Origin of the sequence: Saccharopolyspora rectivirgula DSM 43747, assembly GCF_000497205.1 — a bacterium.
Lineage (GTDB): Bacteria > Actinomycetota > Actinomycetes > Mycobacteriales > Pseudonocardiaceae > Saccharopolyspora > Saccharopolyspora rectivirgula.
On record NZ_AYJW01000006.1, the window covers coordinates 56359 to 68999 of the forward strand.

9 protein-coding genes are annotated in these 12641 nt (G+C 69.6%); 3 read left to right on the forward strand and 6 right to left on the reverse strand.

What is annotated here, in order from left to right:
* Window positions 1–41: 41 nt before the first annotated feature.
* The 3 genes from SREC43747_RS0103120 to SREC43747_RS0103130 form a co-directional block, all read right to left on the reverse strand.
* On the reverse strand, window positions 42–1829 hold the full coding sequence (locus SREC43747_RS0103120) for a type VII secretion-associated protein (RefSeq protein ID WP_029719695.1): 1788 nt from the start codon (window positions 1827–1829) through the stop codon (window positions 42–44).
* Between the two features lie 298 nt (window positions 1830–2127).
* Window positions 2128–2352, reverse strand: a complete 225-nt coding sequence (locus tag SREC43747_RS0103125; protein WP_051387640.1) for a DUF397 domain-containing protein — start codon at window positions 2350–2352, stop codon at window positions 2128–2130.
* Window positions 2339–3187 (reverse strand): helix-turn-helix domain-containing protein, encoded by an 849-nt coding sequence (locus SREC43747_RS0103130; RefSeq protein WP_029719697.1) that lies wholly within the window; start codon window positions 3185–3187, stop codon window positions 2339–2341. The genes SREC43747_RS0103125 and SREC43747_RS0103130 overlap by 14 nt, the downstream gene beginning before the upstream one ends.
* 110 nt (window positions 3188–3297) lie before the next feature.
* Here SREC43747_RS0103130 and SREC43747_RS0103135 point away from each other — a divergent pair, with 110 nt between their 5' ends.
* Complete coding sequence (locus SREC43747_RS0103135) at window positions 3298–3528, forward strand: HC3 family zinc finger protein (protein WP_037331247.1); 231 nt, start codon at window positions 3298–3300, stop codon at window positions 3526–3528.
* A 266-nt stretch (window positions 3529–3794) separates the two neighbouring features.
* Here the strand turns inward: SREC43747_RS0103135 and SREC43747_RS0103140 are convergent, their stop codons facing one another.
* A complete protein-coding gene (locus SREC43747_RS0103140) occupies window positions 3795–7889 on the reverse strand; it encodes a type VII secretion protein EccC (RefSeq protein ID WP_029719699.1) in 4095 nt (1364 codons plus the stop codon).
* A 289-nt stretch (window positions 7890–8178) separates the two neighbouring features.
* Between SREC43747_RS0103140 and eccD the strand changes: the two genes are divergently transcribed.
* The gene (eccD, locus tag SREC43747_RS0103145; protein ID WP_029719700.1) at window positions 8179–9621 is read left to right on the forward strand and encodes a type VII secretion integral membrane protein EccD; all 1443 of its coding nucleotides are present in this window, start codon (window positions 8179–8181) and stop codon (window positions 9619–9621) included.
* 38 nt (window positions 9622–9659) lie between these two features.
* Complete coding sequence (gene mycP / locus SREC43747_RS0103150; RefSeq protein ID WP_037331248.1) at window positions 9660–11030, forward strand: type VII secretion-associated serine protease mycosin; 1371 nt, start codon at window positions 9660–9662, stop codon at window positions 11028–11030.
* Window positions 11031–11085: 55 nt separating this feature from the next.
* Here mycP and SREC43747_RS0103155 read toward each other — a convergent pair whose 3' ends face one another.
* Complete coding sequence (locus tag SREC43747_RS0103155; RefSeq protein WP_236622999.1) at window positions 11086–12201, reverse strand: WXG100 family type VII secretion target; 1116 nt, start codon at window positions 12199–12201, stop codon at window positions 11086–11088.
* A 2-nt stretch (window positions 12202–12203) separates the two neighbouring features.
* A complete protein-coding gene (locus SREC43747_RS0103160; RefSeq protein ID WP_029719703.1) occupies window positions 12204–12524 on the reverse strand; it encodes a hypothetical protein in 321 nt (106 codons plus the stop codon).
* Window positions 12525–12641: the final 117 nt, after the last annotated feature.

Here is a 12641-nt window from a genome sequence, read left to right on the forward strand (position 1 = left end):
CCGGCCGACGTCGGGGGCGTTCTCGTCGCCGCGGTTCGACCTCAGCGCACCTGCAGCGAGCTGACGACCTGCTCGCACGCGCGCTGCACCGCGGCCTTGGTGTCCTCGGTGTACTGGCAGCCGACGCTGACCCGGAACCGCCCCTCGTGCAGCACGTACCACTCGGCGATCGCCCCGGGCAGGTGTTCCCGGTAGTAGACGACGTCCCGACCGGCGAAGCTGCGCTCCCCGGCGAACGAGGAGAACTGCTTGCCCGCTGCGCGCAGCTGCTCGTACTCGGCCTGCAGCTCGGTGACGGCGCGCTGCCGGTCGGCCTCCGCGTCGTAGTCCAGCAGGCCCTGCTGGACGGCGATCCGGCTGCCGGAACCCCCCTGCGCGGGGGCCAGCAGCGTCTGCCACAGCTGGGGGTCGCCGCCGGTCTGCTGCCAGTCCACCGGGTAGGAGAACTGGTAGTGGTACTGGGCGATGTGCCGTTCGGGAAACTGCTGGGCCCCGCTGCCCCGCCCGGCCAGCAACGCGGCGATGATGCCGCCGAGCACGACCACCCCGGTGGCCGCCCCGATCAACCACGGCAGCCGGGTCCGGCGCGCGGGCCGCGGCGGCAGCACCGGGCGGGTCTCGTCGCTGCCGCCGATGACGATGGTGCGGGCTCGGCTGAGCGAATCCCCGGGCACGGGCACGACCGGTTCGTCCTCCGCCTGCTGCGGGGGCCGGTTCCCGGGTCCGGAGCGGACACCGGCGGGCCGGGGCGGCGCGCCGCGCCCCGGATCGGTGCGAACAGCGCGCAGCGCGCCGCGCGCCACCACCGTCTCCGGTTGGTCCAATGTGGTCGGCACTATCCCGATGCGCTCGTGGATCAGCCGGGACACCAGCGGGATCCGACTCGACCCGCCGACCAGGAAGACTCCGGCGAGCTGCTGCCGGGGCACCTTCGCCTGCTGCAGGGCGACCAGCACCAGATCGGCCGCGCGCCCCAGCGGTTCGGCGATGAGCGCCTCGAGGTCGCCGCGGGTGACGTGCGCGTCGGAGAACGGCGGGGGCATCGGCACATCGGTGTAGGTGTGCCGGGAGAGGGTTTCCTTGGCCCCGCGCACGTCCTGCCGCAGCATGCGGCGGCGACGCCGGTCGGCCATGTCGCGCCCCTCGGTGAGCTGCCGCCAGGCCTCCGGATCGGTCTTGGCCACGATCCCGCCGACGTGCTCCAGCAGCACCTGGTCGATGTCGGCACCGCCGAAGCGCGAGTCCCCCCGGGTGGCCAGGACTCGGAAAGCGGTGCCCTGCTTGCGGACCACGCTGGCGTCGATGGTGCCGCCGCCGAGGTCGAGCACGGCGAGCGCTGCTCCGTCCGGCAGACCGCGCCCGGCGGAGTGGAAGACGGCCGCGGCGACCGGCTCGGGGACCAGCACGACCTCCTTGCCGAGCCCGAAAGCGGCTTGCCGGAGTTTGCCGGTGCGCACCGAACCCCAATCCCCGGGGTGGGTGAGCACGAGCAGGTCGACCGGTGCGCCGCCGGCGAACCTGCGGGCCTCCGCGACCGCGCGCTGCAGCACCGCGCGGATGACGTCGGTGACCTTCAGGACGTTGCTGCCCAGCAGCAGTTCGCCTTCGTCGATGCGCCGCTTGGGGTGGGGTTCGAAGCGAGCGGGGTCCACGGCGGCTTGCCGTTCGGCCTCGTGCCCGACGAACAGGGTCCCGTCGGGCGCGGCGAAGACCGCGGACGGGATGATCGGCTGCCCGTCGATCGCTACCACCTGCGGTTCTCCGCCCCCCAGGGAAGCCACGGTGCAGGTACTCGACGTGCCGAAGTCGATCGAGACGTGCAGGGACACCCAGAACTCCTTCACCGTCGCCGGAGCGCTTCCCGCCGACGCAGTTGCCCGACCGCTGGTCTACTGGCGGACCGGCCCCCGCAGCACCCTAGACGCCGGGGAGCCGGCGCTCCATCAATCTCGCCTGATCGTGGGCTGCTCGAGAAAAGCGATTGACAAACGCAACTGAAGTGGATCAACGCAGGTCGAAGTCGGTGGCACCGGCGGCTTTCCGGCGGCGCGGCGCCCCCGCTGCCACCCCGGTGGAGCAGTCCGCCCGCTCCCGGCAGGAGCGCGAACGTCCAGAACGGACACCGCGTCAACCGGCGCGCTCGCGCGGCGCCCCGCCGGCCAACCGGCCCCCAGCGCGCAACCCGGCCAAGAACTCCGCCCACCGGGCGGGCGAGAACACCAGCGCGCCACCCGCCGGGTCCTTCGAATCGCGCACCCGGACCGCGCCCGCCCCCCAGCTCACCTCGACGCAGTCCCCTTCCGCCCCGCTGCGGCTGGACTTGCGCCAGCCCGCCAGTTCACCGCTTCCCATCAGCACCCTCGAACCTGTCCAGATGTCGACGCAGCACCGCCCGGGACGCGGCGGCGCTCAACGCCTGTTCGTCCAACAACCCCACCGCGCCGGAGAAGACCTCGACATCGGCGGGGCAGTCGATGAACGCCCCGGCCCGGCGAGCTTCCAAGTACACCAGCGGATCCGCCGCCACGAAGTCGAACAGCACGAAAGCACCGCTCAGCCCGGCGTGCGCACCGATCTCCAACGGCAGCACCCGCACCTGCACGTTCGGCTTGCCGCTCACCGACAGCACGTGCCGCAGCTGCTCGGCCATCACCGCCGGGCCGCCCACCGGGCGCAGCAGCACCACTTCGTCCACGAAGATCCGCAGGTCCACTCGCCCGGGCCGGGACAGGATCCGCTGCCGGGCCAGGCGCAGCTCCAGCCGGTCCTCGAGGGTGGAGCCGCTGACCCCGGCCGCCCGCATGACTTCCCGGGCGTAGGAAGGCGTCTGCAGCAGCCCGGGAAGCAGGTTCAGGGCCACGTTGGTGATCCGCGTGGCCCGCGTCTCGGCGTCGATCAGCGCGGACAGCTGGTACGGGAGCTCGTCCCGCGACCGCCACCAACCGGGGGTTCGCACTTCGCGGGCCAGTTCCATCAGCCGCTGCCGCTGCTGGCCCGAGATGCCCAGCGCGTCCAGGATCGCCGCCACCGATTCGGGTCGGATGCCCCGGCGCGCGGTTTCCAGCCGGGAGATCTTCGCCTCCGACCAGCCCAGCCGGGCCCCGAGCTCGCGCATCGTGAGCCCCGCGGCTTCCCGCGCCGCGCGGAGCTCTTTGCCCAAGGCACGCGCTCTGGGTGAAGCCGACATGAGCCCAGCTTACGAATTCAGCCACCCTTTCGAGCTCGCTCGATCAGGTAATTGATCGCGAACGCCGATCTGGCAAGACTTGCCACCCAAGGAGTTTCCGGAGGACCACGATGCCCGAGCACCTCACGCACATCTGGCGGCCCGTCACCGGCGGCCGGCACGCTTTCCCCGCCGCCGCGCGGGAAGCCGCCGCAGCGGAGAAGGTCAGGGCGTTCTGCGGTCTCGAAGTACCGGCAGCAGAACTGCACGGGCGCACCGAGTGGGATTGGATCCGCGAAAGCTCCTGCATGGAGTGCTGGCGCGCACTCGCCGAGCGGTTCACCAACCCCGACGGCCGGTGATCCGGAAACCGCTCCGCAGACCGACTGGTGCTGTTCGGACCGGCGGCGCACCAGTCCACCCCGGTCGAGCGCGGCTCCCCCGACCCGCGCTCGACCGCTCCTCCCCAACCAGCCGGTGCGGCCAGGAGGGGAACTTCCCCGCCACGGGCGAAGCGGAAGTTCCCCTCCTGATGCCGAATCGCACTGGGATCCCGCTGCCAGGACCACGCCCGCATGAAAAGAGCCCCTCCCGCACAGCGGCGGGAGGGGCTCGAAACCGCAGCGTCCTACTCGCCCGGCAAGTACGCCGTTTGGATCAGCTGCGGGCCGCCCTTCAAGCTGCGGCTGACCAAAGTACCGCGGCCCGGGGGCAGCTGACGCGACTTGACGTTGCCGACCAGCTGGCCGTCGTCCTTGTTCGCGCTCATCGCCAGACCCGGGGACGAGACCTCGCGCATCTTGCCGATGATCGGCTCGAACAGCGCGCGGCCCGCACCACCGGAGTTCCGGGCGATGACGAAGTGCAGACCGACGTCGTTGGCCTGCGGCACGAACTCCGCCAGCGGGGCCAGCGGGTTGTTGCCCTGCGGCGCGACCAGGTCGTAGTCGTCCACGACGATGAACAGCTCCGGACCCGACCACCAGGAGCGGTTCTTCAACTGCTCCTGGGTCACGTCCGGACCCGGCATGCGCTTCTTCAGCGCCGCGGCCACGTCGCGGACGTTGCCCTTGAGCTGGTCCGCGCTGACCGAGTACTCCAGCAGGTGGCCGGTGTTGAGGAACCCGAGCATCGTGCGGCGGTAGTCCACCAGCAGGATGAGGGCTTCCTTCGGCGTGTACCGCTCGGTGATACCGCGGACGATCGTGCGCAGCAGCGACGTCTTGCCGCACTCCCGCTCACCGAACACGTAGAAGTGCGGTTCGGCGGCGAAGTTGAGGTAGACGGGCTTGAGACCGTCCTCGTTGACACCGATCGGCACCAGCTTCGGCTGCGGCTGCTGGTCCGGACGCGGCAGTTCCTGGTACGGCAGCACATCGGGCAGCAGGCGGACCTTCGGGGCCACCGGGCCGCGCCAGGAGCTCTTGATCCGGTTGACCAGGTCGGAAACACCTTCCGACAGGTCGTCGTTGTACAGCTCCCAGCCGAGACGTGCGTTGCGCCTCTCCTGCTCGGCCGCCGCCTGCTCGGCAGCGACGCGGTCACCGATGCGCTCGCTGTCCACACGGGGCAGCGCCGTGAGGAAGTGCAGCTTGTCCGGGTGCAGACCACGGCCGGGCCGTTCCGCCGGAATCCGCTGGGCGACCTTGCGGTCGATCTCCGACTCGCTCGGGTCACCCAGTCGCAGCTCGATCCGGGTACCCAGCAAGTCCTTGAGCGACGGGCGGATTTCCGCCCACCGGTTCGACGTGATGATCAGGTGGATGCCGAACGTCAGACCGTTGGCCGCCAGGTTGAGCACGTCCGGCTCGAGGCTCTCGAAGTCCTCCCGGAACGTCCGCCAACCGTCGATCAGCAAGAACACGTCCCCGTACGGGTCGTCCTTGATCTCACCGCGGCGCTTGCGGTTCCGGAAGTCGTTCATGCCCTCGATCGCCTGCTGCTGGAACCGGATTTCCCGTTCCTCCAGCAGCGTCTTGAGCTCGGCGATCGTGCGGCGGACCATGTCCACGTCGCGACGCGCGCCGTAGCCACCGACGTGCGGCAGGTTGCGCATCGCGGCCAGCGAACCACCACCGAGGTCGATGCAGTAGAACTGCACCTCCTGCGGCGTGTGGGTCAACGCCATCGAGGCGATGAGAGCCCGCAGCGTGTTGGACTTACCGGTCTGCGGACCGCCGACCACCGCGCCATGCCCGTTGGCACCGCTGAAGTCCACCATGTACGGGTCCTGCCGCTGGTAGAACGGCACGTCCACCAGGCCGATCGGGACCTGCAACCGACCGCTGCCCGCGTAACCGGCGGCCGTGTAACCGCGGTCGTCGGTCTGCTGCAGCGGCGGCAGCAGCGCGTCCAATGTGGGCGGAGTGTCCAGAGGCGGAAGCCACACCTGGTGAGCTGGCACACCACCGTGATCGGCGACCCGCTTGATGACGATCTGCAGGTCGGTCATGGCCAGCTCGTTCTTCTCCTGCTTCGGCTTCTCCTCCTCCGGCTCCGGTTCCGGCTCCGGCGGCTTCTCGATGTAGTCCGGCACGAACAGCTTCGGCGTCTTCTCCGCGGTGACCGCCTTCGGGCCGCTGACCGAAGCCGGCGCCTGACCACTGGTCTGGTGCAGGTGCCCGGACACGTAAGCCGCCCGGAACCGCTCCATGCCGCTGTTGTGCTTCAGGAAGCCGTGACCACCGGTGGCCGGCAGCTCGGCCGCGTCGGGAATGCCGATGACGGCACGGGATTCGCCGGGGGTACCGGTCTTCAGACCGATCCGGTAGTTGATGTTCTCGCCCAGCCCCCGGAGCCGGCCTTCTTCCAGCTTCTGGGTGGCCAGCAGCAGGTGGATCTGCAGCGAACGACCCACACGACCGATCTGGTTGAAGACGTCGATGAACTCCGGCTTGGCCTCCAGCATTTCCGTGAACTCGTCGATGATCACGAAAAGTGCCGGCAGGGGTTCGGCCGCCGCCGAGTCACCGGCGTCCCGCATCTTCCGGTAGTCCCAGACGTTCTTGGCCCGGGCCTTGTTCAGGATCTCCTGCCGCCGGTTGATCTCACCGGCGATGGCGTCCTGCATGCGGTCGACCAGCGTGGAGTCATCGCCCAGGTTCGTGATGTTGGCCGACACGTGCGGTGCCGGGCTGAACCCGTTGAAGGTCGCACCACCCTTGAAGTCGACCAGCACGAAGTTGAGCAGTTCCGAGGAGTGCGTGGCGATCAACCCGAGCACGATCGTGCGCAGGAACTCCGACTTACCGGAACCGGTGGTACCGATGCACAGGCCGTGCGGGCCCATACCGCCTTCGGCACCTTCCTTGATGTCCAGGTAGACGATGTCCCCGGTTTCGTTCGGGCCGATGGCCACCTTGTACAGCTCGCTGACCGGGCGGGGCCGCCACGCCTCGTTAATGTCGAAGGTGACGACGTCACCGGCCAAGCCCAGCTGCTCGATGTAGTTCAGCGGCGTGGTCAGCGGCTCGTAGCCGGCGCTGTCGGAAGCGGCCGCCTGGCCGGCGGCGACCCGCCACGGGGCGAGCTGCCGGGCCACCGCGGTGGCCTCCTCCATGCTCAGCGCGTCCGGCCGACCGAACCACTCCACGCTGTTCTTGCTGCGGACACCGATGCGGTCCTCGTCCACCACGAGGCGCATTCCGCGTCGGACGCTGAGGTCTCCGAGCACATCGGACAGGTCGATCAGGGTGACGCCGGCGAGCCCGCCTTCGACGATCAGCTGCTCTTCCCGGCTGATCTCGGCGTCGTCGATGACGACGATGATGTGCGGCTGGCCTTCGGGCGGGGCCGCGTTGCGGCTGAAGCGAGGCCGTTCCGCCAACTGCTCCGCCAGCATCTCCTCGATGACCTGCAGCGAGCCGGACATCAGCCGCACGGAACCGATTCCGTCGGTCTCCGTGGGGTGCTGGGCGTGCGGCAGCCACTTCACCCAGTCCCAGTGCTCGCGCGCCTTGCCGGTGCTGGCCACGGCGATCAGCACGTCGCTGGGCGCGTGGAAGGTGGCGATCTGGCACAGCATCGCGCGGGCCAGCGCCCGGGTCCGCTCCTTGTCGCCCTGCAGCGCCACCGCGGCGAACCCCCGCAGGGACACCGCGATCGGCAGGTCGGGCACCAGCGAGTGCGCCCGGACGAACCGGCGCAGGGCCAGCGTGGTGATCGGCTCCAGCTCGTCGACCGGCCCGGTCTGCGGCGGCACCAACCGAGTTTCCAGCTTCTGCGCACCGCGGCCCACTCGAACCTGGCAGAAGTCGTTGTCGTTCTGCCGCCGTTCCCACATGCGCCGGGTGCCGTTGCCGGCCGAGAACGTCCACAGCGTCTGCGGGTCCGGGTGCACCCATTCCCGAGCCAACCGCTGCTCGTTCGCCGCCTCACGGGCCCGATCCCGCATCTGACCGAGGTACCGCAGGTAGTCCTTGCGGTCCTCGTTCATCTCGGCCTTCTTCTGGCTGCCCTCGCGGCCGCCGCCGGCCATCATGCCGAAGGTCGAGATGAGCATCATCAGCGGCATCATCATCATCATCGGGTTGTTCTGGGCCCGCTGGAGCATGAAGACCATCATTCCCAGCGAGGCGACGATCATGACGCCGGGCAGGACCTTTTGAACGATGTTCCCCGGAATGGTCCGGGGGATCTCCGGTGGTGGCTCGAGGTGCACCTCCCCGCCCGGTGGCCTGGGAGCGGCCAGGCGCGGCGTTCGCTTGAATTGCAGCGTGCTCACCGGACGCAACAACCTTTCCGTGTCTCAGCGTGCTCTCGGAAGACCGCAGCCAGCATTCTGTACTGGCCGCGACACCGCCGGCACCGGGGCCGGGCGGCGATCGTGACCAACCAGATATGAAGTAGCCGGTACGAGTTCTGCCAAACCGTCACCCGTAGACGGCCGGTGCCGCCATACTATGGTCGCTCTCCGATCAAGCGGGCGGGTTTCGCCAAGAAACTTCGCCTTGATTGGATCGAGCCGAAGAACCTATCCGAGGCAATTACCAAAAAGGGAGTAGGGGGCCCAAGTGGCGACCGGGACCACGGTGTTCAGCCGCGTGACGGTGGTGGCGCCGACAACTCGCATCGACCTGGCGCTTCCCGCGGACGTGGCAGTGGCGGACCTGCTGCCCATGATCCTGGAAATGGCTCGCCAGGTCACTCCAGATGGCGGCTCGCGGCACGGTGGGTGGTGCCTGGCCAAACTCGGTGACAGCGAGCCCCTGGATCCTAGCCAGTCGCTTGCTGAGCAGGGCGTGCTCGACGGTGACATACTGCAGCTGCGGCGCCGGGCAGACAACCCACCGCCACCGCTGTACGACGACGTCGTCGACGCGCTCGCGGAAGCAGAACCGGGCAGCTATCGGCCATGGACGAAGAAAACAGCGGCGAAGATCGGGCACACCGCCGGTGCGCTGGGGATGATCGCCGCGGCAGCAGCGATGGGGCTGGCCGGCCCGGCCGGCATCCTGAACCCGGCACTGCCGAACACGCAGGCGATCGTCTACCAGATCATCGCCGCGGTGACCTCGATCGTCGTGGCGATCTTCGCCACCGGGGTCGGGTCCATTGTGACCCGGGCGTACGCCGCGCCGACCACCGGCACCGTGATCGCGGCGGCCGGCGGCCTGCCGATGGCCTTCGTCAGCGGGTTCAACATCGTTCCGGGCAATGCCCTGGAACCTCGGATGCTGCTGGGATCGGCGCTGGTGCTGATCTTCTCCGCGGTGTCGCTGATGGTCATCGGCTCCGGCATCATCGTGTTCATCGCGGCCGCGACCGCGTCCGCTTTCGCCACCCTCGGATTCCTGATCGCGACGATCTTCCCGGGCCTGATCTCCGGGCCGGGGCTCGCCGCTGGGGCGTCCGCGCTCGCACTGGCCGGCATCTCCCTGCTGCCGCGGATCACCATCCAGTTGGCCAAGCTCCCGTTGCCGCAGGTTCCGGGCAGCGCTGAAGACCTCAAGGAAGACACCGAATTCCCCGAGTTCCGGATCATCGAGCAGCAGACCGGTCTGGCGCACCAGTACATGACCGGCCTGATCATCGGCTGCGGTCTGCTCGCCGCGCTCGGCGCGATCTACGCGGCCAGCGGCGGCGTTTGGGGCGTGGTCTACGCGGTGGTGGCCGCTGCCGTGCTGCTGCTGCGCGGCCGCAACTACGCCAACGGCAGCCAGGCGCTCGCGCTGCTGCTCAACGGTCTGCTGGCGGCCGTGGGCATCACCATCGGCCTGCTGGTGCAGGTGGCGTCCTGGCCGATGGCGGTGGCCTGGACGTTCCCGTCCTTGCTGCTGCTCGGGATCCTGTCGGTCATCTTCGGCGTGGTGTTCCCGAACCGCCGGTTCTCGCCGGTGCAGCGCCGGATGGTCGATGTCCTGGAAGCAGTGCTGATCGCCTTGGTGCTGCCGCTGGCGCTGGGCGCGATGGACGTCTACATGATGGTCCGCGACCTGAACATCGACTTCTTCTGAGAGGCAGCGTGATGCGCTCAACGATCATGCGTCCCCGCATGCGGCGTGCGCTTGCGCTGTCGGCTGCGGTGGGCACGCTGGCGCTCAGCGGGCCCGCGCTGCCCGCCGCGGCGGAGGAAGTCGGACCACCAGCACTGGATCCGAGCAAACAAGCCGCCCATGAGCTGACCCCTTTCAACTACCCGCAGAAGCAGGGCTGCATGGCGGGGAACCCGAACCCCACGGTGATCGAGGAAAAACCGTGGAGCCAGTTGGTCCTCGGCTTCGAGCAGGCCCACGAGCAGGGCCTGACCGGGCAGGGCATGAAGGTCGCCGTCATCGACACCGGTGTCAACGCCGCGCACCCGCGGCTGCGCAACGTCACCGACGGCGGCAGCAGCGTGCCGGGCGGGGCCCTGCGGGACTGCGACGGCCACGGCACCATCGTCGCCGGCATCATCGCGGCCTCCCCGGATCCGGAGACCGGGTTCGTGGGAGTCGCACCGGACGCGGAGATCCTGTCGATCCGGCAGTCCTCGAGCCTGTTCCGGGACGACGAGACCAACAGGACGATCGGCAACACCGAAACGATGGCGCAGGCCATCAACATCGCGGTGGACCGGCAGGTGGACGTCATCAACATCTCGCAGTCGTCCTGCCAGGACATCGCCCGCGCCTCCAACTACAACGAGGCGGGCAACCAGATGCTGCACAACGCCGTGAAGCGCGCCTACGACGCCGGGATCGTGGTGGTCGCTGCGGCGGGCAACGCGGGCAACACCTGCCAGCAGAACGCCCCGGGCAGTCCGTCCACCGCGGTGCTGCCCGCCTGGTTCGACGACTACGTGCTGACCGTGGCCTCGGTGAACGAGCAGGGCGCGCCGTCCGAGTTCACCGTCGCCGGCCCGTGGGTGGACGTGGCCGCGCCGGGCGAGAACCTGATCGCCCTGGACCCCGGCATCAACGGGCGGGGCTTGGTCAACCAGATCTCCACCGGGGACTCCGGGCAGATGGGGCCCATCCAGGGCACCAGTTTCGCGGCCCCGTACGTGTCCGGGCTGGCCGTGCTGATCAAGCAGAAGTTCCAGAACAGCGGGCAGCCGCTGGACGCCGGCGAGATCATGGAGCGGATCAAGAAGACCGCTCTGCACCCCGGCGGCCCCAACGGCCGCAACGACATCGTCGGCTACGGGATGATCGACCCGATGGCCGCGCTCGGCGACGTCATCCCGGCGGAGTGGGGCAAGGAACCCGCGCCGAGCGGACCGACCAAGCTGTCGGCCGACGTGCTGGGGATGAAGGACTACCCGGCGCTGATCGTCTCGCTCGGTGTCGCCGGTGCCGGCATCGCCGCGGTCGTCTTCACCGCATTCCTGGTGAACGCGGTGAAGAACGTGCGAGCGAGGACCACCGGAAAACGCGAGGAGTGAGCCTGCTGGACAACGGCCCGGTTCCGCACCGCGGAGCCGGGCCGTTCTTCGTGGTTCAGCTGCTGGTCTTGTCCCCCGGTTCGAGAGCGCCGTCGGACAGCAGGTCGGCGAGGTCTCCGTCCGGTTCGCCGACCGCTGCCCAGTCGCTGTCGGATATCTCGTCCTCCGCTTCGCTGTCCGGCTCCCCGAGAACGGCCTGATTTCCTTCCTGAGGCGTTCCGAACAGCTCCTTGGGGTCCGACTTCAACCGAGAGGCGTTCCGGCGCTCCTGGTCGCCCTGCGCCCCCGTTCCGCCGCGCATCATGCCCATCGGGGCCATCCCGTACATGCCGCCGGCCGATCCGGCCGCAGCGCCTGCCGCGGCGGCAGGTGCGGCGGCAGGCTGCTGCGGTGGTTCTCCCGCAGCGGTGGAACCTCCGGGCGGCAACGGGCTTTCCACGTCCTCCCCGGCCGCTTGGCCGCTTCCGGGCACCGAACCGGTCGCTTGCCCGGCTCCGGGTGCCGATGCGCCTGCGCCGGCCGAGGCCGGTTCGGTGCCACCGGCCGGTGCTGCCGCGGCCGGCCCGGTGCTGCCGGCTGGTGCCGTGGAACCGGCCGGCTCCGCGGGCGCTGCCGACGCGGCGGGCGGTTCGCACTCGTCGGCCAGACGCCGGCAGAACTCGCCCAGCTTCCGGTAGATGCCGGTCAACGATTCCACCGCGTTGTCCCCGGGATCCTGCAAAGCGGCCAGTTGCTCCCGGGCCAGCTCGGTGTTCCCGGCGTCGAGGGCGCGGTCCACCGCCTCCGCGGTTTCCGCGGCCAGTTCGCCGAAATCGGACAGCACGGTCAGCACGCCGTCCGCGGTGTGCTCCAAGGCTTCCGCCACCGCGCGCAGGGCGTCGACCAGATCGTTCGCTTCGGGACCGTACTGCTGCAGCTGGGCGACGAACGCCTCCGCGGCTCGGCCTTCCCACGCCGAATCGATTCCCGCCAGCCGGGACCGGACGTCCCCGGCCGCCTCCTCGACGGCCGCAGCCGCCTCCCGCCACAGCAGCGCCGCATCGGCCAGTTGCTGCGGGTGTCCAATGTGCTCGGTGAGCTCCTCGGTCACCGGAGCGGGCACGTCCAGCTCAGCCGCTTGCCGGGCCAATTTCTCCAGGTGCCCGGCCAACCCGCTGCTGCCGCTTCCCATGGTCACCACTCTTGCTCCCGGTTGAACTCGTGGGCGCTCTCGTCATCGCCACCGAGATGGACACCGGTGACCTCGCGCAGCTCACCGGCTGCTTCGACCAGCACCTCGCCCGCTCGGCGGGTGCGGTCGGACAGCAGCCCCGCCAGCCGTTGGAACTCGGTCGCCGCACCGGTCCGGCGACCGTACTCGCCGAACGCGTCCTCCTCCGGCCCGTCCGCCTCGAGCTTGCGCTGGGCGGCGAGCACGTCCTCCCCGGTTCGCTCGAGCTGGCCGGCGCACCGGTCCAGCCACTCGACGTCGACCCGGATCCCCGACCCCGGCATAGGCACCTCCCAAACAACGGGCCACTCAAGCACAATCCGCCCGCAGCGGGAAGTCACTGCGGGCGGATTGCATATTCCTCGGACGTTCGCACCCACCGGGGCGGTTCCCGGGCCGAT

Bases quoted from the DNA above. Each gene is read 5' to 3' on its own strand.
- SREC43747_RS0103125 (WP_051387640.1), bottom strand. From the start codon at position 2,352: ATGGGAAGCGGTGAACTGGCGGGCTGGCGCAAGTCCAGCCGCAGCGGG.
- SREC43747_RS0103130 (WP_029719697.1), bottom strand. From the start codon at position 3,187: ATGTCGGCTTCACCCAGAGCGCGTGCCTTGGGCAAAGAGCTCCGCGCG.
- SREC43747_RS0103135 (WP_037331247.1), top strand. From the start codon at position 3,298: ATGCCCGAGCACCTCACGCACATCTGGCGGCCCGTCACCGGCGGCCGG.
- mycP (WP_037331248.1), top strand. From the start codon at position 9,660: ATGCGGCGTGCGCTTGCGCTGTCGGCTGCGGTGGGCACGCTGGCGCTC.
- SREC43747_RS0103155 (WP_236622999.1), bottom strand. From the start codon at position 12,201: ATGGGAAGCGGCAGCAGCGGGTTGGCCGGGCACCTGGAGAAATTGGCC.
- SREC43747_RS0103160 (WP_029719703.1), bottom strand. From the start codon at position 12,524: ATGCCGGGGTCGGGGATCCGGGTCGACGTCGAGTGGCTGGACCGGTGC.